Here is a 23,479-nt window from a genome sequence, read left to right on the forward strand (position 1 = left end):
CGACCGAAGGGAGGCGCGGAAGTCATCGTCTAGTCCTGCGGCGTCGGCGCCGACCGAAGGGAGGCGCGGAAGTCATCGTCTAGTCCTGCGGCGTCGGCGCCGACCGAAGGGAGGCGCGGAAGTCATCGTCTAGTCCTGCGGCGTCGGCGCCGACCGAAGGGAGGCGCGGAAGTCATCGTCTAGTCCTGCGGCGTCGGCGCCGACCGAAGGGAGGCGCGGAAGTCATCGTCTAGTCCTGCGGCGTCGGCGCCGACCGAAAGGAGGCGCGGAAGGCGTCGACCGATTGTGCGGTGCCGTCGTCGACCGCAGGGAGGCACGGAAGTCATCGTCTAGTCCTGCGGTTTCGCCGTCGACCGCAGGGAGGCGCGGAAGTCATCGTCCATACGGGTCGGTCGAGGTGGCGAGCGAAACGATACCCTGCAACTGCCCCGCCTGCAAGAGTTGCTGAGCCTGCGACCGTCACAGGACCTTTATACTACACCGCGAGCGAGCAGGGAGCGTGAGCGAGGAGTGTGACGAGACGGAGATTCTCGCCCTCCTCGACGACGAGTATGCACGGGCGATTCTGGGGGAAACGAGTGCCCAACCCATGTCAGCTACCGAACTTAGCGACCGATGCGATGCGTCCCGGTCGACGATCTACCGGCGAATCGACCGTCTCACGGACTGCAATCTGCTCGAAGAGCGAATGCGCTACGATCCGGACGGCCACCACCGGAGCGTCTACGCTTCGCGGCTCGAGGAAGTTCGCGTTACCTTCGAGGAGGCCGAACCAGTCCTTGCGATCGAACGAACCGAAACGGCCGACGAAGACGTGGCCGACCGCTTCACACGGATGTGGGAGGGCCTATGATCTACGGTTTCACCAACCTCCGGTTGGTCATCCTCGCGGCCTCTCTGGTAGCGACGTTGCTCGGGCTGGTGGTGGGCTATCAGGCCTATCGCGGCTTCCGTCGGCACCAGAGCGCCTCCATGCGTCAGCTATCTGTCGGCCTCTTGCTGTTGACTGCCGTCTCCTTCACGCTCGCCTTCGTGGGCACCTTGCTCCTCCGGGCGGAGTACCTCGACCCGTCGCTGCGCGATCCCCTCACGCTCGTCGTCAGATTGCTGCAGGTCGCAGGGCTCGCGTTGATCACCTACTCGCTGTACAATCGGCCCGACTGACTCGACCCCGAACGGGTACTTTCTCATTCGGTTCTCCGATATCGTTCGCGTCCCGGACCGCCCACGTGACCGAATCACGAAAATGACTGCAGGACTCGAGCGACGAGTTCGACGAAGAACCGATCGCTGAGCCTCTCGCGACGAGCCAACTCCCAGGTCGGGCTTACTGGCAACCGATCGACGTCGCGACGTCGTGGAGCGAGACCGTGTCGCCCGCGCCAACGACGGAGTACGTGTTCCCCCCACAGGTCCATACGACGGCTTCGTTAGCTCCGACGGAGACGCGACGTCCCGGCTTGCTCCCGACGTCGATTCGCTCCCCGTTTTCGAGGTCGGAGTCGACGCCAGCGAGTTTCGTGACCGTGAACGAGTCGGACCCGTCGCTGTAGATCAGCGTGATCGACTGGCCGTCGCCGGCCGGCTGGATCTGCCCCGTCTCGAACTCGTAGTCGTCTGGAACCGACGGCTCGGGAACGTCGCGGTCGGTCGCACTGGCGAGCGCCGAGTAGCGCTCGTACTGCCCGACGGTGCCGTTGACTCCCTCGACGACGCGAGCCGTCGCTGGGGGATCAAACGTGAACTGCTCCCCGTCGAACGATGGGTTGTAGCTGACGTTCCGGTAGGTCGAGGTCGCGACGGTGGTATCGTTTCCGACCTGCACGCCGATACGAGAGCGAATCGGGAAGTGCCACTCGCGGTCGATCCAGTACGTCGCGTTCTGGACGAGCCCGCTATCGGCTGGCGCGTCGAGGTGAATGACGCGAGCCTCGCGACCGTCGACTGCTTCGGTGCCCGACGACTCGACGGAGAGGTTCTCTCCGAGCGGGATAGAGAGGTCCTGCGCGGATCCGGCGCTCGTACCGGCTGCAGGGACCGTTGGCGCGGCCGAAATACCGACGCTCCCGTCCGCGTCGCCGTCCTCGAGCTGATCGTACATGCCGGCGACCATCTCCACGGTTCGATTGACGTTCCCACTCGCGTCGGGGACCGCAATCACGCGGACGACGTTCTGCTCGGGCTGGTAGTACCACATTCTGGAGCCGTTCGAGACCATCGTGGTCCCCCGATTTGGACCGGACTGAACGGTTACGCGGAACTCCCCGGTATCGAAGTTCTGGACGACGTGCATCGAGATCGCCGTCGCGTTTCCTCCACTGCGCTGTTCAGTGACGACGTCGGCTTCGATCGTCTCGAGCGAGTCGAGTGTATCGCGCACCTCGCTCTCGTCGGGATAGGAGTCCTCCGAGAACTGCAGGGCGCAGCCGGCGAGCCCGAGGACCCCGAGGAGGACGAGTGCGAGGACGATCCGTCGGGCGGTGCTCATGCGGGGAATCGGTCGAAGCTGGGTATTGCCAGGTGCTTAAATCGTACCATCCACGTCGTTACGATTAGTTAGACGCAGGCGAACCTGCGAACGTAGTACCCCAGGGCATCGTCGCCGGACGAAGCCCTCAAACACGCCGACGACCAAACGGGATTCATGCAAGCCCTCGTGATCGTCGCCCACGGATCGCACCTGAATCCGGGTTCGAGCGAACCCACCTTCGAACACGCCGACACGATCCGCGCGACGGGAGCCTTCGACGAGGTTCGAGAGGCGTTCTGGAAGGAGGAACCCCACTTCCGTGAGGCGCTCCGGACGGTCGCTGCCGACGAGGTGTACGTCGTTCCGTTGTTCATCAGCGAGGGGTACTTCACCGAGGAGGTCATCCCCAGAGAACTCCGCCTCGAAGGGTGGGACGTCGAGGACTGGGAGTCCGGAGACGGCGTCAGCGCGAGCCACGCGACGTACGCCGCTGCCGACGTCGAGAAGGACGTCCACTACGTCGGTCCAGCAGGGACCCACGATGCAATGTCGGACGTGATCGTCCGCCGTGCGGAATCGGTGACCGGCGACCCCGACGTCGGTGACGGCTTCGGTCTCGCGGTGGTCGGCCACGGGACGAAACGGAACGAGCACTCGGCCCGCGCGATCGAGTATCACGCGGATCGGATCGACGAGATGGGTCGCTTCGACGAGGTGCAGGCCCTCTTCATGGACGAAGAGCCGGAAGTCGACGACGTGACGGACTACTTCGAGAGCGACGACGTGGTCGTCGTGCCGCTGTTCGTCGCCGACGGCTACCACACCCAGGAAGACATTCCCGAGGACATGGGCCTGACCGAGGACTACCGAGACGGGTGGGAGACACCGGCGACGGTCGACGGCCAGCGGATCTGGTACGCCGGCGCCGTCGGCACCGAGCCGCTCATGGCCGACGTCCTGCTCGAACGGGCCGCCGACGCCGGTGCAGACGTCGGCGACGCTGTCGAGCAGGTTCGCGAGCAGACGCGAGTGTCGCCGTCACCGGCAGACGACTGACCACACCGGCAGACGACTGTACCGGACCGGCAGCCGACCGAACACCGCCGCCAAACGACCGAAACTCGCTGGCGAACGACCGAACCGCTTTCCGATCTGTCGCTGCGGGCCGTCCTGTTCGCCGAAAGCAGCCCACTTTTCTCGCGGCAGCCGTATTCCTCGCGCATGGACGACGCGCTGGTGGACGCGCTACTCGTCGCTGCCGAGGACGGAGGCGTCGACTGCGACGGACTCGTGGCGACCGTCGACGACAGTGACGGCTACGTGTTCGCCGCCGGGGACGAGCGCCATCACGGCGTCGACGAGGAACGATTCCGCGAACTCGCACGCGAGCACCCCCGGTACGTCGGGAACTGGCGATTCTGGGCCCAGGAAACGCCGCCGGGAGACGATCGTGTCGCCTTCCTCCGGTGGCTCGAAGGAGCCGAGGACGAACCCCTCCCGGACCGCCTGAATCGCCTCGAAGACGGCGTCGAGACGACGTGGGGGCAGCTACACGTCACGGTGACGCTGGCCGATTCGGGAGCAGCGGCTCCCGCGAGCCAATACCACCGTCAGTACACGTTGCGACATGCCGAGGACGTCCACGGCGAAGCCCCCGTGGATTCCGCGGACCTGACCGATCACACCGACCCGCTCGACGCCCGCGAACTGTCGAAGCACGACGACCGGAATCGCTACCGTCCACTCAAGACGGCACCGACGCTCCAGCGTGGCTGGCGCTTCCCCGACCTGGACCCGTCTGCACTCGTCCGCGCCGTCGAGTGTTTCTACCCGGCGACGATCCCGAACTGGCACCGCGAACGAGAGGGGGACCTCGACGTCGATCACTGGCGAGACACCGCGGAACGCCAGACGGGCATCTACGACGTCGTCGAAGAGCTTCCACGCGAAGCCGTCGAGTGGGTCGCAGAGGCGTGCTGCGTCGACTCGCAGTGTACGAAGCGTCGGGAGTGGCAGTACGACGAGGGCGAGGCGCTCGAGGCAGACGGTGGTGACGGCACGTACCCCTGTCGGGAGCCCTGCTCACTGGTCGTCGCCGCGGCCCGAAAGTGGACGATCCTCGAGGGCGAGACCGAGCGGACCTACGAGTTCGACCTCACGCCGAGTGAGAAACACCAACTGGAAGAGCTGATAGACGCCGTCGCCGACGGCCGGGTGGACGAGATTCGCGAAGCCGACGTGGGCGACGGCGCCAATCGCTACCGGGCGCGATACCTCCGAGCCAAGCGCTTCGACGATGAGGGGAACCTCTGTGGCGTTCCCACGACCGACGGCGACGAGTAGGCCCCGCTACCGCTTCCTCACTGTCGAAGCAACGAGAGGAACGCCGCTTGGACGGTCGCGAAGACGAGCACGACCCCGAGTTTGACGGCGAGACTGTCGAAGTATCCCCAGGCGAACGCGGCGATGACGATTGCGATCGCGGCGAGGACGAAGAGGAGCACGTTCCAGACGTCGGCACGGGGCGCGAACGACTGGAGGCTGGACCGTACTGCCTCGACGGCAGTCGACGTGTCGTACTCCGTCTCCGGGGGACCGGTCGAATCCTCCGCCGCGACCGGAGCCCCCGTCGAACGACTCGCTTCCGCCCCGTCGTCCTCCTGCTCGTGTTCGATCGGGCTGGTCGCGAGGGCGCCCGACTCCCGTACGAGCACGTCGACGGCTACTGACTCCCGACCGTACCCCGTCGAGAGTTCGAGGGTGCCACGCGCGGGCCGGAGGTCCGTCCGGACGTCGATCGGAACGTCGACGACGTCGTCGGGTTCGAGGAAAGGATTGCCGTCGGTGATCGTCGCGGTCGTCGCGAGGTCGCCAGACAGCGAGCAGTGAACGTGGCTCCCCTCGCCGTGGTTCTGGATTCTGACGACGAACGGGCCGTCGGTCTCGAAGCTGTCACTCGCGGGCTCGATGGCGTGGTGCTTCGAGCGGTTGAGGTGAACCGCGAGCGCGTCAGTCACGGGCTTCAGTGCACGCGGGGACGGCAAAAAGGTTCGCAGGGCTCAGAGGCCCCATGACCGTCGAACGAGTGCCTCGATACGTGAGCCGCTCAGGAGGGTGCCTCCTCTCGCATGTCCGGCGGGAGCAGGTTCGCGATGCCGTCCTCGATGTGGTACGTCTCGCCGCAATCGGTGCAGGTCAGCGTGCCCTCGAGAATCTCCTCGCCGTCCTGCTCCTCGACGTCCAGGTCGAGTTCGGCCTTGTCCAGCGGGCAGCGGAGGATGTCGAGCGTCGACTGCTTCACCGCGAGTCACCCAGTGTCATGTGACGTACTCCACGTGGCACTCAAAAAAGCGTGACGGGTCGAGCGGCGTGGATCCGAATCGTAACAGACGGCTACCGGCGCGCTCGGTGCGGGACCGCACAGAGGTACGGGCTCCGCGACCCGTGACCGGCACCTATACGGAATGCCCGACCAAATTCCGCGTATGATGCTGAGCGACGTCATGGAGGACTATCTCAAGGCGATCTACTACCTCCAGGGCGAGGACGAGGAGGGTGAGCGGATCCGGACCTCTGCAATCGCCGACCACCTCGACGTGACGTCGCCGACGGTCACCAGCATGCTCGAGAAACTCGAGGACCGCGGGCTGGTCGACCGCGAGAAGTACAAGGGCGTCAGATTGACCGACGAGGGTGAGACGGTCGCCCTCGAGGTCCTCCGCCACCACCGGCTCCTCGAGGCGTACCTCACGGAACACCTCGACTACGACTGGAGCGAGGTCCACGACGAGGCCGATCGCCTCGAGCACCACATCTCGGAGAAGTTCGAACGCCGACTCGCCGACATTCTCGACGATCCGGAGGTCGACCCCCACGGCGATCCCATCCCGAACGAACAGCTCGAACCACCGGCTGCGGAGGTTGGCATTCCGCTCACCGAGTACGATCCCGACGATCGCGTCGCAGTCGCGCGGATCGAGGACGGCGATCCCGAGATCCTCCGGTACCTCGCAGAGCGCGGGATCGAACCCGGTGCCGTCCTCGAGGTCGTCGACGTCGCACCGTTCGGCGTGGTCACGGTTCGGGCAGCGACTGCGTCCGACACGTGTGCGCTCCCGGAGGACGTCGCGGGCGAGGTCCTCGTTACGTCCGTCGTCGAGGAAATAGAGGGTGCATAACGGTCTCCCAGACTCCCAAGCGTGTTCGGGAGCAGTACCCACGGATTTAAGGAAATCTACGAGCAATTACAGTGCATGTCATCGATCGAGCTGACTCCCAGCCAAAAGACGATTCTGACCGCGCTGGTCAACCTCTACGGGGAGGAATCCGAGAACGCGGTCAAGGGGGAGCAGATCGCGGAGGAGGTCGATCGCAATCCGGGCACGATCCGGAATCAGATGCAGAGCCTGAAGGCACTCCAACTGGTGGAGGGCGTCCCCGGTCCAAAAGGGGGTTACAAGCCGACACCGACCGCCTACGAGGCGCTGGACGTCCAACAGATGGACGACGCCGCGAGCGTTCCGCTCTTCCACGAGGGCGAACTCCTCGAAGGCGCAACAGTCGAGGAGATCGACCTCAACAGTATCCATCATCCCGATCTCTGCCGTGCCGAGATTCACCTGCAGGGGTCCATCCGCTCCGTCGAGGAGGGCGACCAGGTAACCGTCGGTCCAACCCCGCTATCGAAGCTGCAGGTTACGGGAACCGTCGACGGAAAGGACGACACCGCGAACGTACTCATACTTCAGATCGAAGATATGAAGGCGCCCGCCGAGGAGCCCGCCCACTGATTCGTCGCCTCGCAGTCCAGCAGTTACGGTTCCTGTTGCCGGTAGTGGCCGAGTCCATCACGAACAGTGATGGACGTGAACCGATGACACGCAGGCGTGCGATTCGCAGGGTTTGTATCGGAGCCTCGCCGACAGGTTCTCATGTCACCGACGGTCGCCGTGCTCGGCGCCGGGTATGCGGGCGCCGGCGCGGTCCAACGGCTCGAATCTGAACTGGGGGACGACGCTGATCTCGTCTGGATCTCGGATACTGATTACCACCTCGTTCTCCACGAGTCCCATCGCTGCATTCGTGATCCGAGCGTCCGCGATTCGATCACCTTCCCCGTCGAGGAGATCAAGGCGCCGAGCACGACATTCGTCCACAGCGAAGTCACCGGTCTCGACGCCGAGGCCCAGACGATCGAACTCGCCGACGCCGACGACGTCGACTACGACTACGTGCTCGTTGCGATCGGTAGTGCAACGGCGTTCTACGGCATTCCCGGGCTGGCGGAGCACTCCCACACGCTCAAGAGTCTCGACGACGCGCTCTCGATCCACGAGGCCCTCGTGGCGGCCGCGAAGGAGGCCACTCGTTCGAACCCCGCGACCGTCGTCATCGGTGGCGCCGGCCTCTCCGGGATCCAGACGGCTGGTGAAGTAGCCGAGTACCGTGACGAGCACGACGCACCGATCGACATCGTCCTCGTCGAGGCCCTCGACGAGATCTTCCCGGGCCAGGACCCTTCGATTCAGCAGGCGCTCCGGAAGCGGCTCGAAGCACGTGACATCGAAATCATGACCGGCGACCCGATCACCGAGGCCACCGAAGAGGCCGTCATCTTCGAGGATGCTGACGACCTCCACTTCGACGTGCTCGTCTGGACAGGCGGCATTAGCGGCCGGGACGCCCTCGAGGACTCGGGACTCGACAACGAACACAATCGGCTCTCGGCCGACGACACCTTCCAGACGTCCGACGACCGCGTGTTCGCCATCGGCGACTCTGCGCTCGTCGCACAGAACGGCGACGTCGCGCCGCCAACGGCACAGGCCGCCTGGCAGGCCGCAGAAGTCGCGGGCCAGAACCTCGCTCGCGCCATCGAGGGCCGATCGCTCAAGTCCTGGCGCCACGACGACAAGGGGACCGTGGTCTCCGTCGGCGAAGACGCAGTCGCTCACGACGTGGACGTCGTCCCGTTCGTCGACACGTTCGGGTCCGTTCCGGCGCGCCTGCTCAAGAAGGCGATCGCTGCTCGCTGGATCAAAGACATTAGCTCCTGGCGGCGTGCGAAGACGGCCTGGCCCGACCTGTAGCCTGGAAGCCAGTCGCTCCGGTAGCGAACCGAACGGTCGCTAAGGAGCGTAGCACCGTCACTGAGGCAGAATTGTAAACGCCGGGTTGTATCGCCGTATCAGGATCGTTCTCTGAGAATCTTCTCGATGATGCGTCCAGTCGAGAGGAGTTCGTCCGAGTCGCTCTGTGGGCGTGGGGAGGCACGCTCGATCGAACAGTCGAGACCCCGCTCCTCGAGCGCCGCCTCGAGGGAAGACTCGTCGTGATGTTGATCGTGTCCCAGGACGATCACCGCGGGGTCGATGCGCTCGATCGGGACGAAGATGTCGTCGGGATCGCCGAGGATCGCGTGATCGACGACCGCCAGTGCGTCGATGAGGTCGCGGCGCTGTGTTTCGGGGATGATAGGCGTCGGCTTGTGCGAGACGTTCGCGTCGCGAGCGACGATGACGTACAGTTCGTCGCCGAATGATGCAGCTTCCTCGAGATAGTGGACGTGGCCCGGGTGGAGAATGTCGAAGGTCCCCTGGGCGACGACGCGTCGGTCGCCTGCAGCGTCCGCTGCGGTCGAGGATCCGTCCTCGCTCACTGTCGGTCACCCATTCGAGCGTCGAACTCCGCGTCGTCGAGGTGGGCCGTTCCTCCGCTCTGCTCGTCGAGGTCGGCCTGATCGAAGTGGAAGAACTCCTCGCCCTCCGGAAGCGCGACGTCGATGACCTCCAGGGATCGACGCTGACCTTCCTCGTCGAAGGCCTGCCAGTCGGTTCGCCGGTAGGGCGCACCGAGAATGATGTGCACGTCGCCGCGAGTGAACGTCGCGAGGTCCTCCGCGCTCGGCTGGAGGACGCCGTTGGGATGCGAGTGGACGGAACCGATCGCGCTCCTGTCGTTTGGGATCATGTTGGTCTTCACGGTGGCGCTGACGGGGTTGGAGGTCGTTCCTGGAATGACGAGGACGTCGGTGATTACGAGTCCGTCACGATCGAGGCCGAGATCGCTGGCTTCCGTCCCGCGCAGGAAGCCCATGTACTCGTTCGGATGGGCGTCTTCGCTGGCCTCGAGTGCGAACTCCAGCGTCTCCTCGGCGATCCCGAGAATCTCGCTGGAGCGAAACAGCGAATCGAAGAGGCCCATAGGCGAACTGGGTCCCTGCGACTGCTAAACGTTCCGGACTCAGAACAACCGAGCGGGGATCGCGCCGCCGTCCGACACCCGAGTCCGGTGCCATCACGCGATGACTCAGTCCGGTGCCATCACGCGATGACTCAGTCCGGTGCCATCACGCAATGACTCAGTCCGGTGCCATCACGCAATGACTCAGTCCGGTGCCATCACGCAATGACTCAGTCCGGTGCCATCCCGTGATAACAGAGTCCAGCGCACGTATCCCAAAGGGGTTAACCGTGATCCCAGCGAATCGATCTTCAACAATGAGCGACTCCGACGTTGCGCCCGTGGTATACGACCTCGATCCGGCCTGTTCGGTCGAGGCACTCCAGTCCGGGCGTCCGTACCTCGCAACCGTAAACGGCGTCGTCCCCTACGGCGTCTTCGTCGACCTCAGCGAATCCATCTCCGGGCTCGTCCACGAGTCCCAGCTCGAGGACACGTACACCGTCGGCGACGACGTCGTCGTCGAACTCGACGAGCGCAAGGCCAACGGTGACCTCGCGTTCGTCCCCTCCGACGTCGAGCCAGTCGGTGCCCAGCTCGAACGAGTGACCCCCGACTACGACCTTGCGCGAACCGATCAACTCGAGACCTACCTCGGAACGACGATCCAGGTCGAAGCACAGATCGCCCAGATCCGCCAGACTGGCGGTCCGACGATCTTTCAGCTCCTCGACGGGCACGGGATCGTTCCCGCAGCAGCCTTCGAGTCCGCTGGCGTTCGCGCCTACCCCGAGGTCGAAATCGAGGACTACGTCCGCGTCACAGGGACGGTCGAGCGCCACGAAGACAGTCTTCAGGTCGAGATCGAGGACCTGACGCTGCTCGACGGCGAGGCTGCGGTGGAAGTCGCTTCCACCATCGACGACGCGATCGAGGCCCGCGCCCAGCCGAACGACGTCGAACCACTCGTCGAGTGGGACGCACTCGAGGAGATGTGGCCGGAACTCGAACGCGTAGCCACGCTCCTGCGAACGGCGATCCTCGAGGGGCGACCCGTCAGCGTTCGCCACCACGCGGACGGCGACGGCATGTGCGCCTCGATCCCGCTGCAGCGAGCGCTCGAACGGTTCGTGGACGACGTCAGCGAGGACCCCGAAGCGGCCCAGCACGCGATCCGTCGCCTCCCGAGCAAGGCGCCGTTCTACGAACTCGAAGACGCGACGCGTGACCTCACGCAGGCCCTCGAGGACCGCGCTCGCCACGGGCAGCGCCTCCCGCTGCTCTGCATGCTCGACAACGGTTCGACGGCGGAAGACGTCCCTTCCTACGAGACGCTCAAGCACTACGACGTGCCAATCGTCGTCGTCGATCACCACCACCCCGATCCGGCTGCCGTCGCCGACCTCGTCGAAGAGCACGTCAATCCCTACCTCCACGGCGAGGACTACGCGGTCACGACGGGGATGCTCTGCGTGGAACTCGCGCGGATGGTCGCCCCCGACTCCGCCGAGGAACCCGCGACCGACCTGCGACACGTGCCGGCAATCGCCGGACTCTGTGACCGCTCCGACGCCGACGCGATGGCCGACTACCTCGACCTCGCCGCCGACGCCGGCTACGACGAGGACGACCTCCGAGACGTCGGTGAAGCTCTGGACTACGCCGCCCACTGGCTGCGTTACGACGACGGTCGCCACCTCGTCGACGACGTGCTCAACGTCGGCTGCGACGACCCCGAGCGTCACGCCGAACTCGTCGACCTCCTCGCCGAGCGCTCCCGTGAGGCCATCGACGACCAGCTAGAGGCGACGCTCCCCCACGTCGAGTCCGAGGAACTCGACAACGGCGCGACGCTCTATCGGATCGACGTCGAGAACCACGCGCACCGGTTCACCTATCCCGCCCCAGGGAAGACCACTGGCGCCGTCCACGACCACATGATCTCCGAGCACGGTGAACCCGCGATCACGATCGGTTACGGGCCGGACTTTGCCGTCCTGCGATCCGACGGCGTTCGTCTGGACATCCCCGAGATGGTCACTGAACTGACCGAAGGCATCGTCGGTGGCGGCGTGTCCGGCGGTGGCCACCTGGTCGTCGGCTCGATCAAGTACGTCAAGGGCCGGCGGGAGGAGGTGCTCGACTCGCTCGTCGAGAAGATGGCCGCTGCGGAGATCGACGAGGACCTCGGGACGACGACCAGCGCGATCGAGTGATCGGCGGCCTCACGGTCCTCGTCCACGGCTCATCTGGACGACCACCTGATCCTGACGACCGCCAGGATACCCAGGGCGATCCAGATCCCTGCAAGCACCCCGACGACGCCGACGGGAATCCGCCACAGCGTTCGATCGCGAGCATCGGCAGCGTACACTGCACCGTAGTACTCGGCGACCTCCTCGCCGGTGAGCACGACTACCACCTCCCGATTCTCGCCGTACGCCGTCGGGTTCCAGTTCAGGCTCCCGAGGACGACGTGCTCGCCGTCGACGATCGCGACCTTCGCGTGGACCTTGTCGAACCGGCCACGGGGATCCACCAGATCGGCGCTGATCGGGAGATCCTCGCGCGCTGCGAGCCGATCGATTGCCCGCACTAGTCGTCGATTCTCCCCTCGAACGTACGACGCGCTACTCAGCAAGATCTCGACCTCGGTGCCGTTCCGTGCCGCGTCGATCGACGCCTGCAGGAGCGGATCGTCGACGCCCTCGATAGCCATCTGTTCGATGCGAATGGAGTCGTTCGCCGATCGAAGTAGTTCGGCCAGATCGGGCCGTGCGTTGTCCGGTGCGACGAGCAATCTCACCCGTTCGACTTGGACCGTTGCTGGCTCGAACCGCGTCGGGAACGTCGTGCGACTGGCGTAGTCTGCCACGGGGTCGACCGACGATCGGCGAGCGGACCACGATGTCGTCCCTGGGCCAGTGCTGTCCGTGCGGAACAGATCGGCCAGCCCCCTCGCCATCGCAGTGTCGTCCAGGACGACGCCCCACCCGCGACTCGAGTGACCACCCGTCCCTGCGGGTTTGAAGTTCTCGGTGAGGACGAGCGCGCGGTCGTCGATGACGGCGTACTTGGCGTGGTGAAAGCTGAACGGATCGCGCTCCCCGGTGCGAACGGTGATCGAGACGCCCGCCTCTCTGAGCCGATCGAGGGCGTCCACCTGCCGTCGACTCACGCCGCCGACGGGCGATCCCTCGAGCAAGACCCGAACGTCGATGCCGCTGCGGTTGGCGTCCAGCAGCGCACCGACGACGCGCTCGGACGTCAGGGTGTAGCCCGCGAGGTAGATGCGTTCGTCCGCACTTCGGAGTTCGTCTTCGACGACTCCCGGAGCGTCCGGGAGGACGAACGCCCTGGCAGCGTCGGGACTGGTTTCGATTGGCTCGATCGACGTTCCGCCGACGGGACGCCACTGCCAGCCGTCGCCGACCCGTCGATACCGTTCGCCCTCGGGCGCATCGTCGTACTGGACAGTCGCGACGACGGCACCACCCGGGCGGCGAAGCCGGAGTTCCTCGCCGCCGTTCGCGAGTTCGAGGGCGCCACCGAGGGATCGCACCGTCCGCGCATCCTCTCTGTCGACTGCATCGGGGTTGGCGCTGGCGACCGCATCGGGTTCGACACTTCGGACTGCATCGGGTTCGACAGCGAACACGACCCGACCGGTGATCGTCTCGTTCGGAAGGCGAGCGACCGTTCCCTCGTCGTCGACGATCGTCCAGCCACTGGTGTTCGTCGGACGAGAAAAGTCGATGGTGACGGACTCGCCCGCGTCACCGTCCTGATAGGGATTCGGCGAAATTGCGACGATGGTCGGCGCGCTGGAGGTGTTCACTGTCTCGGCATGCGTCGGCTGCTGTGGCGAGGGACCTGCCGCAGCCACGTCGATGACACCCACAGTTACGCCGGCGGCACCAATCGACGGTGCAACTGCTGTGACGATCAGCAGGAGGGCGAAACAGTACGCGATACCAGGACGGCGCACGGGATCGTTCGCCTCGGTTCCCTACGTAAAGCTGTGGACAGTGTGGACAGCCCAAACGGAGTCACGAAGCGCCGTCGTCAGATGCGAAAATCGGACGTCCGGGGGTAGGTGCGTCGTGAGCCGCCTGGAGGGCCGATTCGTTGGCCTCTGTGACGGAGGCGAAGCCCGCTGCGTCAGCAGGCCGATCAGGGCAGCGAGGGGACTAAAGCCCGGTATACCACTCCCGCTGCCACCATCGTCGCTGGAACTGCCGTCGTCGTCGGAGTCGCTTCCACCGCCAACACCGCTCCCGTCACCGGACCCCCACCGGTCGCTTCAGGCAGACGACATCGCGAGCCGTCGTGAAGAGAAGTGATCGGCGGCGACGTGATTCGAGCGACTGAGCTCCTCGCAGCCAGACTGTTGCACGCTACCCACGAAATCACGTAACGGGTACCGAAGCGCTAGGCCTCGACGGCGAGTCCGGCACGCTTCAGCGCCTCGTCGACCGAGGCGTCGTCGTGCAAGACGGCTGCGACTGCACGAGTGATCGCTTCGGGATCCTCGTGCTGGAAGATGGATCGCCCCATCGAGACGCCCGACCCGCCGGCGTCGATGGTGCCCCGCACCATCTCGATCGTCTCGCGGTCGGAGCCACGCGAGCCGCCAGCGATGACGACGGGGAGGCGCGTCGACTCGACGACGTGCTGGAAGCTCTCGGCGTCACCGCTGTAGGAGGTCTTCACGACGTCGGCGCCGAGTTCCTCCGCGAGGCGGACGGCGTGACCGAGTGATTCCGCGTCGTGCTCGTCGATACCCGGGCCGCGGGCGTACGCCATCGCGAGGACGGGCATGCCGTACTCGGCTGCCTCGCTCGTGACGTCCGCGAGTTCGGTGAGCTGGTCCGGCTCGTACTGGCTGCCGACGTTGATGTGGAAGGAGACGGCGTCGGCGCCCACGCGGATCGCCTCTTTGACCGTTCCAGTCAGGCGTTTCTCGGCCTCGTCTGGTCCGATGGCAGTCGAACCGTTCAGGTGGACGATGTACCCCGCACCGTTCTTGTTGGGATGTACCCGGGGCGCGATGCCCTTCTGGGTGAGGACCGCGTCCGCGCCACCGGTCGTGATCGCGTCGATCGTCGATTCGATGTCTTTGAGTCCCTGTACTGCCCCGATCGTGATCCCGTGGTCCATCGGGACGATCAGGTACGTGCCGTCCGTTCCGATGCGCGAGAGTCGCGCTGTGGTTCCTGTTGACATGCTCGAAGGCGACGTTGGTTCGTGTGTCATCGTGTGGCAATCCCGGGTTATTGCCCTTCCGGTTCGGGCCGGTTCTTGCGGGCACCGGCTACTGCCCCCTCGGCGAGTTCGCGAGCGAGTTCCTCCAGGCGCGTGGCAGTTTCGCGCACTGGTCGTTCGGTTTCGACCCCCTCAGCGACGACGTCGACCAGCGCGCTGCCGACGATGATCCCGTCGGCACCGCCTGCGACGATCCGCTCGGCGTGTTCGCCCGAGGAGATGCCGAACCCGACGGCCTTGGGGACTTCCCAGTCGGCGAGGCGGTCGAGACTCGACGACGTCTGGTCGGACACGTCGTTTCGGGCGCCCGTGGTCCCGAGACGGGCCTGGACGTAGACGTAACCGGAGACGAGTTCGCGCATTCGCTCGAGGCGCTCGCCGTCGGTCGTCGGCGCGACGATGAATATCAGGTCGAGACCGAACTCGTCACAGGCCGCCCGGAGTTCGTCGGCTTCCTCGGCCGGCAGGTCCGGAACGACGAGCCCCTCGATTCCAGCTTCGGCCGCTCGCTCGACGAACGGTCGCGGTCCGGTCTCGGTGCCGTACTGGTAGACCAGATTGTAGTAGGTCATGCAGACCAGCGACGCGTCGACGTCGAGGGATTCGGCCAGTTCGAAGAACCGATCCGGCGTCATGCCGGCTTCCAGGGCGCGAACGATCGCGCTCTGGATGGTCGGCCCCTCGGCGATGGGCTCGGAAAACGGTAAGCCGAGTTCGATCACGTCCGCGCCACCCCGGTCGAGCGCCTCCAGGTACTCCCTCGAGGTCTCGAAGTCTGGATCGCCGGCGACGAGATACGGGACGAACGCGGGTCCGTCCGCGAAGGCCTCGGCGAGCGTGGAATCGGCGCCGGTTCCGGGATCGGTCTCGCTCATCGCTGCCCCTCCCGGAACACGTCCATCGACGGTGCAGCGTCGAGATTCCGATCGCCCGACTCCTCGATGACGGTCTCGAGGTCCTTGTCGCCGCGGCCCGATACCGTGAGGAGGATCGTATCGCCCAACGACTCGCCCTCCTCCACGATCCGTTCTTCGAGGAAGCCGAGTGCGTGAGCGCTCTCCAGCGCCGGGATGATCCCCTCCGTCCGAGAGAGGCGATGGAAGGCCTCCAGCGCCGCCTCGTCGTCGACGTTTACGGGGGAGACCCGACCGTCGTCGACCAACCGAGCGAGCTCCGGGCCGACGCCGGCGTAGTCGAGGCCAGCGGAGACGGAGTGAGACTCCATGATCTGCCCGTCGGAATCCTGCAGGAGTTTCGTGCGCGCGCCGTGGAGCAGGCCCTCCTCACCAGTCGAGAGGGAGGCGGAGTTCGGCGCGACGCCGGCCTCCTCGTCGACCGAGAGCGAGGAGCCGCCCGCCTCGACGGCGTAGAGGTCGACGCGGTCGCCGCCGTCGGGTGCGGCCTCCGAGCCGTCGTCGGGCACGAAGTGGTGGAAGGTTCCCATCGTGTTCGAACCGCCGCCCGCGCAGGCGAGGACGGCGTCGGGGAGCCCGCCGGTCCGTTCCCGGAGCTGGTCGCGCGCCTCCTCCGAGATGACGGCCTGGAAATCTCGCACCATCGTCGGGAACGGGTGCGGTCCGACGACGGAGCCGATGACGTAGTGGGTGTGCTCGACGGAACCGGCCCAGTCCCGCATCGTCTCGGAGATCGCCTCCTTGAGCGTCCCGCGCCCGACGTCGACGGGGTTGACCTCCGCCCCGTTGATCCGCATACGGAAGACGTTCGGGCGCTGGCGATTGACGTCGGTCCGGCCCATGTAGATCTCACAGGGCATGTCCAGGTGGGCACAGGCCATCGCCGTCGCGGTGCCGTGTTGGCCTGCGCCAGTTTCGGCGATGATCCGCTCTTTGCCCATGTACTTCGCGAGCAGCACCTGGCCGAGCGCATTGTTCAGCTTGTGCGCGCCGCCGTGGAGGAGATCCTCTCGTTTGAGATACACGTCTGCGTCGTACCGCTCGGATAGCTGGTCGGCGCGCTGGATCGGCGTGGGGCGACCACCGAAGTCCCGCAGGCGTTCCCGAAACTCGTCCACGAACCCGTCCTCGTTCTCGAGGACGTACCGCTCGTAAGCGTCGGTCAGCTCCTCGATCGCTGGCATCAGCGCCTCGGGGACGTACTGCCCGCCGTACTCCCCGAAGGTCGCGTCGCTGCTCATGACTCCACCTCCGTCTCCGCTGTGGTGAAGGTCTCGGTATTCGATCGCACGGTGTCGACCCCGGAATCGGTCGTCACGCTCGCCCCGTCGGATTCCGCGGCAGCGTGATCCATGATGGCGCTGCCGATCAGCAGGGCGTCCGCGCCAGCCTCGCGCAGTCGCCGGGCGTCAGCGGCGGTCTGGATCCCACTCTCGGCGATCACGGTCACGTCGTCGGGTACGTCGACCGCGTCGAGCACGTCCTCGGTCGTTCCGAGGTCTACCTCGAGCGCAGCGAGATCCCTGTTGTTGATGCCGATCACGTCGGCGCCTGCATCGACGGCGGCCTCGAACTCCGCAGGGGTGTGGACCTCGACGAGCACCTGAAATCCCCGCTCGCGAGCTGCGTCGAGCATCCCCGAAAGATCGTCGACGAACCTGACGATCAGCAGGACGACGTCCGCCTCGACGACGTCGAGTTGGCCCTCCTCCAGCAGGAAGTCCTTCCTGAGGACCGGTACGTCCACTACCTCCCGGACGCGCTCGAGCGTCTCTGGGCTGCCACCGAAGTGCTCCGGTTCGGTGAGCACCGAAAGCGCGCTCGCGCCGCCCGCGACCATCGCTTCGGCCAGTGCGACGGGGTCGTCTGTTCTCGTTCCCTCCGCGGTCGGGCTGGTCGGCTTGACCTCCGCGATCACCGGCATTCGCCCGTCCGATTCCGCCTCCTCGAACGCGCCCACGAGCGACCGCGGATCGACCGTGAGCCGCCGATCCGGGGCGCCACGATCCCGCGCTGCGTCGAGAATGGAGCGCACCGCAGGCGCGATTGGTTCCTCGGTGTCCATTTGTGTTCACCAACGGACGGAACCGGTCATAAGGCTTGCGGGGTCGGCTCGCGAAATCGGTCTCGTGCGATGAACGATTCCGCAACTCGACCGGGGTATCGCTATCGTGCCGATGGATCCGCGATCGGCCCGTTCGCGAGCACCCGCCGATACCGACGACCGGCATCGTCGTCGGACGCGATCGCACGCTGAATCCGCTCGGAGAGCCACGGGTCCTCCGCTCGAACTCCAGTGGCACCGCTGCCGTCCTCGGCAGCCCCACCACGAAGCTGCGGGGGCACGAAGCGCTCGTAAACCGGGAGACGCTCGCGGAGCGGCACGCCCGCCTCGTCGGCGATTGTCTGGAGGTGATCGAGCGCTGGCCACGCGTAGTCGGGATTGACGTGATCGTCGGTGACCGGCGATACACCACCGAGGTCGTCGATGCCGCAGTCGACGACCTCACCGGCAGGGGCGAGGTTCGGTGGCACCTGGATCGATACCGCGGGCGGCATCGCTGCACGGGCCATCGCCGTCGCGCGTCTGAGCATGTCGAGCCCGGGCGAATCACCACTCCAGCGTTCGTTCTCGCGAACCGGCTGAACGATGATCTCCTGGACGTGCCCGTAGCGCTCGTGCAGGTCCCGGATAGCGAGCAGGCTCTCGGCCCGGTCCTCCCAGTCCTCGCCGATGCCAAGCAGGATGCCCGTCGTGAACGGGACGCCGAGTTCGCCGGCCGTGCGAATCGTATCGAGGCGCTGTCCGGGCGATTTTGTCCGTGGGCCCGCGTGTGCGGCGACGTCGGCCGTCGTCTCGAGCATCACGCCCATACTGGCGTTGACGTCGGCGACGGTCTCCATCTGCTCGCGGGTCTGATCGCCGGGGTTCGCGTGCGGAAGGAGGCCTGCGTCGAGTGCTATCTCACAGGCTTCTCGCAGGTACTCGTGAATGGAGTCGTGGCCCAGTTCGTCGAGCTGTTCGTAGATGCCGTCGTAGCGGTCGTCGGGGTCGTCGCCGAAGGTGAACAACGCTTCGGTACAGCCGGCGTCGGCGCCGCGTTCGCAGACGTCGCGAATATCCTCCGGCGTCATCAGGGTCGCCTCGCCCGGCGGATCGAAGTACGTGCAGTAGGTGCAGGTGTACCGGCAAGCCGTCGTCAGTGGCAGGAACACGTTCCTGGCGAAGGACAGCGCTTCCGCCGACTCCACGTCGTCGGGTTCGACCGCCAGCAACCGCTCCACGGCCGCATCCGAAATCTCGACGTCGACGTCGTACTCCGCGGCGCCGGGAATCACACCCGAGGCTCGCCACTCCGCGGGCAAATGGGTTCGGATCGGGGCACCAGTCGCCGCCCTCTGGGACGGAGTGGACGCAACTCGGGCAGAGCGATCCGGTCGATCACTCCTCACGTACCACTGTGGCCCGACCGTCCCGAACCGCGACGCGAACGCCGTGCTCGCGCAACCACTCGGCTGCCTGGCCGTCGCCGTGGAGCAGCACCTCGACGAGGTCGTCCCGTTCGTCGACGTCGACGCCGAGGCGCAGCGAGTCGACGGCAGTCCAGGCGAGTCCCTCGTCGGCGGCGATTTCGCGGTGATCGCGAATCGAGACGCCGTGGAAGTCCGTCCGGAACGCGTCGTCGCGAACCACCAGGGCGTTCGTTCCACCACCGAGTCCGGGCGCGGCGACGACGTCACCGTCCGCGCTGAAGAGTCGCTCGAGCGCCTCTCCACTGGCGAGTCCGAGGTCGGCCATCACGACGGCGATCGGAGGCTCGCCGAACAGGTCCGCACAGAGCGGGTCGAGTCCGCGTTCGTCCACGACGACTGCCGCGTCGACGTCGACGGGAGCCGTCGCGTACACCGTCGGCTCGTGCCCGGTCGCCCGGACGGCGTCGACGACGTCGTCGAGGAGTGTCCGTGCGAACGCAGATCGCTCTGCCTCGTCGAAGAGGTCCCCCAGCCGCGTCTTCGGAGCCAGCGCGTCGAAGGGGACGGCCACGTCCATACTCGTCGGTTGCGAGTGCCGCGAGAAGAGGGTGTCGTCCGCTACCCGAGTGGGTCTCGATTCGGACCCTGGTTCTGCTGCTGGTACCAGTAGAAGCCTCCAACGATGACCCCGAGGATCAACGCCCCGAGCAGCGCGTAGAGGATGGGCATGAGCAGTCCGCCGTCGTCGGAATCGTTGCTCGAGGAGTTCCCGTCGGCGTCCTGGCCCCCGTCGCTAGTCTGGGAACTGTCGGTCTGCGACCCGTCCGAGCCGCTCTGGTCACCGGTGTCACCTCCGGTGGTATCCGTACCGTTCGTGGACCCACCGTCGGTCGATCCGTCGTCGCTCGACCCGCTGTCGTCGGAGCCGCTACCGCCGTCCGAACTGCTCGACTCGGCCTGTGACGCGGACTCCTCTGCCAGACTCACGGCGTCGGCGAAATTCCCACTGTCGTAGGCAGAGACGGCGTCGTCGAACGTCGATTCCGCCTCGGAGACGTCGGAGCCGTCCGATGCGGCGGCGTCGATCGTCGATCTGGCGTCGTCGAGCGCAGTGCGGGCTTCTGCACTCCCCGGATCGTCGGTCGTGTAGTGGTGGATCTGGTACTCCTGAATCGTCGTGAACCCGCTCCCGTCGCTCGCTACGCGGACGAGTTCGGCACCCAGGAAGGTCGCCGGGTTCTCGTAGGAGTAGCTGTCGACGATCGGAACGGTCCCGGAAATCTCGACCACGAGGCGGTCGGGGGCGTCACTGGCGCTCTGGTCGATGGTCACCTCTCCGTTCGGCGGGCTCTGTCCCTGGAACGTGTGCGTATCGACCTGGTTCGATCCCTGGTACTCCTCGACGGTCCAGGTGGCGTTCTCGAGGACCGTCTGGCCGTCGAAGTTCCAGCTACTCGACTCCGCGTAGAGGTCCTGGAGCTCGACCTGGATCGTCACGTTCTGGCCGACCTCGGCCTCTTCGGGTGCCTGCTCCGGCGTGACGGAGACGGCACTCGCCACCCCGACGGCGGCGAGCACGAAGAGGAGGAGGACGGCCAGGCCGAGCTTAGAAGAGCGGCTCCAGCTCATCTTCGTCGTCCTCGACCAGCTCTTCGAGGTTCTGCTCGCTCTCCTGCTTGATCTCCTCGATGTTGTCCTGTGCCTCGATGGCGACCTGCTGGAGTTCTTTGATCCGCGGGACGTTGTTGACGCCGGAGAGGAGGACGACGCCAGCGACCTTGCCGGAGCGCGGGACCGGGTAGTCCCCGCCACGGACCTCCATGGAACCGGTCTGCTCCTCGAGCCACTTGCGACCGCGCTCGATGCCCTTGCGGTTGAGGTGCATGGGCGGGCCGCTCATGACGAGCAGTGCGCGCTCGGCGCCCTCGATCTCGCAGGGAAGGGTCAGGCGGCCAAGTGCGGCCTTCCGGACGAGACTCGTGATGCGATTCGTCGTGTGGGCCGTGTCAAGGTTGTCGGCCCCGGAGTCGTCGCCGGTGAATCGAGAGAGGAGACCGCCGTCACCGCCCTGTGGTTCGACGTCCTCCGCCGCGTAGCCGACCGTGGAGACGCCGCCGCCGTCGAGCGTGTTGATGATCTCACTCGAGTCCACGACAGATTCGGCCACTTCGTCGCCCGCCTCGACCTCGCCGGCACCGAAGAGGATCCCGAAGCGCGTGACGATTTCGTCGTTGATTTCGGCGTAACCCCCTTCGACGGATTCACCGGACTGCCGCCAGGCGTCGTTGTCGAATACCAGCAGATTGTCGACCTCGCGGACGAACGTCTGGAAGGACCGCGCGGCGTTGAGCGTATAGATGCCTCCTTCGTCGGAGCCAGGGAGAACGCCGAGTCCGTAGACAGGTTCAGTGTAGATCCGCTTGAGATGCTTCGCGACGACGGGGGCGCCACCCGAACCGGTGCCTCCACCCATCCCGGCGATGATCAGGAAGGCGTCGATCTCGTGGACGGGTACCTGATCGACTGCACCCTGAATTTCGTCGATGTCCTCCTCGGCGATTTCGGCGCCGAGTTCGTTGTCGGCACCGACGCCGTGGCCCTTGACGCGGGACTGTCCGATCAACACCCGATTCTGTTGGGGGACGTGCTCCAGTCCCATCAGGTCGGCCTTGGCCGTGTTCACCGCGATCGCCGAGCGGACGATGCCGCTCCCGGTAGCCTGGTCGTACTCCAGGAACTTGTCGACGATCTTCCCGCCGGCCTGGCCGAATCCGATCATCGCCAGTTTCATGTTTGAAATTGGCCTCGTAGACGTACGAAAGCACGATAAGGGCTATAAACCTTGTGTTGGCACGTATGACACGTGCCCCCACGAGGCACGGAAAAATCGCCCTACGGTACGGCCGTCGTACCGTCATCCCCGCCCGACGGCAATCGAATTAATTCAGCGGCGGTTCACGATTTAAGTTGAACGTGGAGGCGAGTTCGCCCCATTCCGTGACGAACTGCGGAGTCACCTCCGCAATCGCAGATTCCCGCGGAGCTGCAGGTGCTTGATTCGGCCGTAAGCCTCGGTTACTCGAACGCGATCTGGTCTTTCAGACGTCCGTGATCAACCAGTGAAAATCGCCTGCATCGAATGGCGGCTTCGGTGGTCGACGGCGATCGATCCGCACGGACGTGGTCGACTTGCGGACCCACGTCCCTTCAGTTATCGATTCCGAGGTACTCTTCGAACGTCACGAGTTCGTCTGGCGATCGGCCGAAGGCCGTCACGTCGTTCTCGGAGACCGTGTTGTCGACGCGAAGCGATCGATACTGCTCGCTGTTGAAGGGGAACGGCGGCACGGTGCCGAGCACTGCAAGTCCGAGTCCGGCGACCGGCATCGGAATCGGAACGACGCGCATCGTCTTTCCCTCGGCGCGGTAGACCAGTCTCGTGAGTTCGGCGAGGGTGAGCACTTCCGGACCGCCGAACTCGTACGTGCTGTTCGCGTGATCGTCGCCCTCGACACAGTCCGCGAGCATCGGAACCAGGTCCCCGATGTAGATTGGCTGGAACCGCGTTTTCCCACCGCCGGGAAGTGGTGCGATCGGGAGCCCAGGCGCGAACATTTGCTTCGCGCGCTTGGTGAACGGCACGAGTTCCGCGCCGTCGCCGAACACGATCGAGGGTCGGACGATCACGTGGTCGATCGTGGCGTCGCGGACGGCGCTCTCGGCCTCGCCCTTCGTGCGGAGATACTCCGTTGGGCCGTCGCTGTCCGCACCGAGGGCACTCATCTGGACGATCCGATCGAGGTCGTGCTCGGTTGCAGCGTCGAGGACGTGCTTCGTCCCACCCAGATGAACAGATTCGTGGCTGAGGCCGCTGGGCGTCTTGAACAGCGGCGACAGGGCGACGAGATTGACGACGGCATCCATCCCCTCGAATGCGGGTTCGATGGAGTCGTAGTCGGTCACGTCGCCTGCAGCGCTCATGACGCCGTCCGGAACACCGTCCCCGTCGGGATCGCGGGCGAGTACTGTCACGTCGTGGTCCCGATCGCGCAGTTCGGCGGCCAGTGCGCTCCCGATGAAACCTGTTCCGCCAGTAACGAGGACCTCCATGAACGGTTCATGGTTCGGCGCACTCAAAAAGGTCCGCGAGTCGGCAGGAGAACCCACTGCGCGC

23 protein-coding genes are annotated in these 23,479 nt (G+C 65.6%); 8 read left to right on the forward strand and 15 right to left on the reverse strand.

Annotation, left to right across the window (positions count from 1 at the left end):
• The first annotated feature begins 499 nt into the window (after nucleotides 1–499).
• Together L593_RS00005 and L593_RS00010 are read left to right on the forward strand one after the other, a co-directional pair.
• Entirely contained in the window at nucleotides 500–853 is a 354-nt protein-coding gene (locus L593_RS00005; RefSeq protein WP_020444850.1) for a winged helix-turn-helix domain-containing protein, read from the forward strand.
• Entirely contained in the window at nucleotides 850–1,164 is a 315-nt protein-coding gene (locus L593_RS00010) for a hypothetical protein (RefSeq protein ID WP_020444851.1), read from the forward strand. Before L593_RS00005 ends, L593_RS00010 begins: the two co-directional genes overlap by 4 nt.
• A gap of 163 nt (nucleotides 1,165–1,327) precedes the next feature.
• Here the strand turns inward: L593_RS00010 and L593_RS00015 are convergent, their stop codons facing one another.
• On the reverse strand, nucleotides 1,328–2,488 hold the full coding sequence (locus L593_RS00015) for a hypothetical protein (protein WP_020444852.1): 1,161 nt from the start codon (nucleotides 2,486–2,488) through the stop codon (nucleotides 1,328–1,330).
• Between the two features lie 156 nt (nucleotides 2,489–2,644).
• Here L593_RS00015 and L593_RS00020 point away from each other — a divergent pair, with 156 nt between their 5' ends.
• The gene (locus L593_RS00020; protein WP_020444853.1) at nucleotides 2,645–3,526 is read left to right on the forward strand and encodes a CbiX/SirB N-terminal domain-containing protein; all 882 of its coding nucleotides are present in this window, start codon (nucleotides 2,645–2,647) and stop codon (nucleotides 3,524–3,526) included.
• Between the two features lie 165 nt (nucleotides 3,527–3,691).
• Nucleotides 3,692–4,813 carry a DR2241 family protein gene (locus L593_RS00025; protein WP_020444854.1) on the forward strand — a complete coding sequence of 374 codons (1,122 nt, stop codon included), beginning with the start codon at nucleotides 3,692–3,694 and terminating at the stop codon, nucleotides 4,811–4,813.
• Nucleotides 4,814–4,830: 17 nt separating this feature from the next.
• On the opposite strand, the gene L593_RS00030 is transcribed toward L593_RS00025, so the two are convergent.
• Complete coding sequence (locus tag L593_RS00030; RefSeq protein ID WP_020444855.1) at nucleotides 4,831–5,487, reverse strand: hypothetical protein; 657 nt, start codon at nucleotides 5,485–5,487, stop codon at nucleotides 4,831–4,833.
• An 89-nt stretch (nucleotides 5,488–5,576) separates the two neighbouring features.
• Nucleotides 5,577–5,771, reverse strand: a complete 195-nt coding sequence (locus L593_RS00035; protein ID WP_020444856.1) for a methytransferase partner Trm112 — start codon at nucleotides 5,769–5,771, stop codon at nucleotides 5,577–5,579.
• A 184-nt stretch (nucleotides 5,772–5,955) separates the two neighbouring features.
• On the opposite strand from L593_RS00035, the gene L593_RS00040 reads away from it, so the two are divergent.
• The 3 genes from L593_RS00040 (at nucleotide 5,956) to L593_RS00050 (ending at nucleotide 8,559) form a co-directional block, all read left to right on the forward strand.
• Nucleotides 5,956–6,648: a metal-dependent transcriptional regulator gene (locus tag L593_RS00040; RefSeq protein WP_020444857.1), complete on the forward strand. Its 693-nt coding sequence runs from the start codon at nucleotides 5,956–5,958 to the stop codon at nucleotides 6,646–6,648.
• A 75-nt stretch (nucleotides 6,649–6,723) separates the two neighbouring features.
• Nucleotides 6,724–7,260, forward strand: a complete 537-nt coding sequence (locus L593_RS00045) for an Rrf2 family transcriptional regulator (RefSeq protein ID WP_020444858.1) — start codon at nucleotides 6,724–6,726, stop codon at nucleotides 7,258–7,260.
• A gap of 141 nt (nucleotides 7,261–7,401) precedes the next feature.
• Nucleotides 7,402–8,559 carry an NAD(P)/FAD-dependent oxidoreductase gene (locus L593_RS00050; RefSeq protein ID WP_020444859.1) on the forward strand — a complete coding sequence of 386 codons (1,158 nt, stop codon included), beginning with the start codon at nucleotides 7,402–7,404 and terminating at the stop codon, nucleotides 8,557–8,559.
• A gap of 98 nt (nucleotides 8,560–8,657) precedes the next feature.
• Here L593_RS00050 and L593_RS00055 read toward each other — a convergent pair whose 3' ends face one another.
• Together L593_RS00055 and L593_RS00060 are read right to left on the reverse strand one after the other, a co-directional pair.
• Nucleotides 8,658–9,128, reverse strand: coding sequence for an adenylyltransferase/cytidyltransferase family protein (locus tag L593_RS00055; protein WP_020444860.1), 471 nt, complete (start codon nucleotides 9,126–9,128; stop codon nucleotides 8,658–8,660).
• On the reverse strand, nucleotides 9,125–9,673 hold the full coding sequence (locus tag L593_RS00060; protein WP_020444861.1) for a Mov34/MPN/PAD-1 family protein: 549 nt from the start codon (nucleotides 9,671–9,673) through the stop codon (nucleotides 9,125–9,127). Before L593_RS00060 ends, L593_RS00055 begins: the two co-directional genes overlap by 4 nt.
• Nucleotides 9,674–9,969: 296 nt before the next feature.
• Here L593_RS00060 and L593_RS00065 point away from each other — a divergent pair, with 296 nt between their 5' ends.
• Nucleotides 9,970–11,868 (forward strand): DHH family phosphoesterase, encoded by a 1,899-nt coding sequence (locus L593_RS00065; protein WP_020444862.1) that lies wholly within the window; start codon nucleotides 9,970–9,972, stop codon nucleotides 11,866–11,868.
• 29 nt (nucleotides 11,869–11,897) lie between these two features.
• Here the strand turns inward: L593_RS00065 and L593_RS00070 are convergent, their stop codons facing one another.
• From L593_RS00070 to L593_RS00115, 10 genes are all read right to left on the reverse strand, one after another.
• Entirely contained in the window at nucleotides 11,898–13,640 is a 1,743-nt protein-coding gene (locus L593_RS00070) for a phosphatidylserine/phosphatidylglycerophosphate/cardiolipin synthase family protein (RefSeq protein WP_081638611.1), read from the reverse strand.
• A 443-nt stretch (nucleotides 13,641–14,083) separates the two neighbouring features.
• Nucleotides 14,084–14,878, reverse strand: coding sequence for a 2-amino-3,7-dideoxy-D-threo-hept-6-ulosonate synthase (locus L593_RS00075; protein ID WP_020444864.1), 795 nt, complete (start codon nucleotides 14,876–14,878; stop codon nucleotides 14,084–14,086).
• Between the two features lie 47 nt (nucleotides 14,879–14,925).
• Complete coding sequence (trpA, locus tag L593_RS00080) at nucleotides 14,926–15,792, reverse strand: tryptophan synthase subunit alpha (RefSeq protein WP_020444865.1); 867 nt, start codon at nucleotides 15,790–15,792, stop codon at nucleotides 14,926–14,928.
• Nucleotides 15,789–17,072 carry a tryptophan synthase subunit beta gene (trpB, locus tag L593_RS00085; RefSeq protein ID WP_020444866.1) on the reverse strand — a complete coding sequence of 428 codons (1,284 nt, stop codon included), beginning with the start codon at nucleotides 17,070–17,072 and terminating at the stop codon, nucleotides 15,789–15,791. Before trpB ends, trpA begins: the two co-directional genes overlap by 4 nt.
• Nucleotides 17,069–17,896, reverse strand: a complete 828-nt coding sequence (gene trpC / locus L593_RS00090) for an indole-3-glycerol phosphate synthase (RefSeq protein ID WP_020444867.1) — start codon at nucleotides 17,894–17,896, stop codon at nucleotides 17,069–17,071. Before trpC ends, trpB begins: the two co-directional genes overlap by 4 nt.
• Before the next feature lie 101 nt (nucleotides 17,897–17,997).
• Nucleotides 17,998–19,170: a 7,8-didemethyl-8-hydroxy-5-deazariboflavin synthase subunit CofG gene (gene cofG, locus L593_RS00095; protein ID WP_020444868.1), complete on the reverse strand. Its 1,173-nt coding sequence runs from the start codon at nucleotides 19,168–19,170 to the stop codon at nucleotides 17,998–18,000.
• Nucleotides 19,171–19,273: 103 nt separating this feature from the next.
• Nucleotides 19,274–19,882, reverse strand: a complete 609-nt coding sequence (gene cofC / locus L593_RS00100; RefSeq protein ID WP_020444869.1) for a 2-phospho-L-lactate guanylyltransferase — start codon at nucleotides 19,880–19,882, stop codon at nucleotides 19,274–19,276.
• A 41-nt stretch (nucleotides 19,883–19,923) separates the two neighbouring features.
• Nucleotides 19,924–20,934, reverse strand: coding sequence for a hypothetical protein (locus L593_RS00105; RefSeq protein ID WP_020444870.1), 1,011 nt, complete (start codon nucleotides 20,932–20,934; stop codon nucleotides 19,924–19,926).
• The gene (locus L593_RS00110) at nucleotides 20,912–22,096 is read right to left on the reverse strand and encodes a tubulin/FtsZ family protein (protein WP_020444871.1); all 1,185 of its coding nucleotides are present in this window, start codon (nucleotides 22,094–22,096) and stop codon (nucleotides 20,912–20,914) included. Before L593_RS00110 ends, L593_RS00105 begins: the two co-directional genes overlap by 23 nt.
• 416 nt (nucleotides 22,097–22,512) lie before the next feature.
• Nucleotides 22,513–23,415, reverse strand: coding sequence for a complex I NDUFA9 subunit family protein (locus L593_RS00115; protein ID WP_020444872.1), 903 nt, complete (start codon nucleotides 23,413–23,415; stop codon nucleotides 22,513–22,515).
• Between the last annotated feature and the right edge of the window lie 64 nt (nucleotides 23,416–23,479).

The sequence above is a fragment of the Salinarchaeum sp. Harcht-Bsk1 genome (assembly GCF_000403645.1).
Lineage (GTDB): Archaea > Halobacteriota > Halobacteria > Halobacteriales > Salinarchaeaceae > Salinarchaeum.

Bases quoted from the DNA above. Each gene is read 5' to 3' on its own strand.
- cofC (WP_020444869.1), bottom strand. From the start codon at position 19,882: ATGGACGTGGCCGTCCCCTTCGACGCGCTGGCTCCGAAGACGCGGCTG.
- L593_RS00015 (WP_020444852.1), bottom strand. From the start codon at position 2,488: ATGAGCACCGCCCGACGGATCGTCCTCGCACTCGTCCTCCTCGGGGTC.
- L593_RS00110 (WP_020444871.1), bottom strand. From the start codon at position 22,096: ATGAAACTGGCGATGATCGGATTCGGCCAGGCCGGCGGGAAGATCGTC.
- trpC (WP_020444867.1), bottom strand. From the start codon at position 17,896: ATGGACACCGAGGAACCAATCGCGCCTGCGGTGCGCTCCATTCTCGAC.
- trpA (WP_020444865.1), bottom strand. From the start codon at position 15,792: ATGAGCGAGACCGATCCCGGAACCGGCGCCGATTCCACGCTCGCCGAG.
- L593_RS00115 (WP_020444872.1), bottom strand. From the start codon at position 23,415: ATGGAGGTCCTCGTTACTGGCGGAACAGGTTTCATCGGGAGCGCACTG.
- L593_RS00050 (WP_020444859.1), top strand. From the start codon at position 7,402: ATGTCACCGACGGTCGCCGTGCTCGGCGCCGGGTATGCGGGCGCCGGC.
- L593_RS00010 (WP_020444851.1), top strand. From the start codon at position 850: ATGATCTACGGTTTCACCAACCTCCGGTTGGTCATCCTCGCGGCCTCT.
- L593_RS00065 (WP_020444862.1), top strand. From the start codon at position 9,970: ATGAGCGACTCCGACGTTGCGCCCGTGGTATACGACCTCGATCCGGCC.
- trpB (WP_020444866.1), bottom strand. From the start codon at position 17,072: ATGAGCAGCGACGCGACCTTCGGGGAGTACGGCGGGCAGTACGTCCCC.
- L593_RS00020 (WP_020444853.1), top strand. From the start codon at position 2,645: ATGCAAGCCCTCGTGATCGTCGCCCACGGATCGCACCTGAATCCGGGT.
- L593_RS00025 (WP_020444854.1), top strand. From the start codon at position 3,692: ATGGACGACGCGCTGGTGGACGCGCTACTCGTCGCTGCCGAGGACGGA.
- L593_RS00060 (WP_020444861.1), bottom strand. From the start codon at position 9,673: ATGGGCCTCTTCGATTCGCTGTTTCGCTCCAGCGAGATTCTCGGGATC.
- L593_RS00045 (WP_020444858.1), top strand. From the start codon at position 6,724: ATGTCATCGATCGAGCTGACTCCCAGCCAAAAGACGATTCTGACCGCG.
- L593_RS00105 (WP_020444870.1), bottom strand. From the start codon at position 20,934: ATGAGCTGGAGCCGCTCTTCTAAGCTCGGCCTGGCCGTCCTCCTCCTC.
- L593_RS00075 (WP_020444864.1), bottom strand. From the start codon at position 14,878: ATGTCAACAGGAACCACAGCGCGACTCTCGCGCATCGGAACGGACGGC.
- L593_RS00040 (WP_020444857.1), top strand. From the start codon at position 5,956: ATGATGCTGAGCGACGTCATGGAGGACTATCTCAAGGCGATCTACTAC.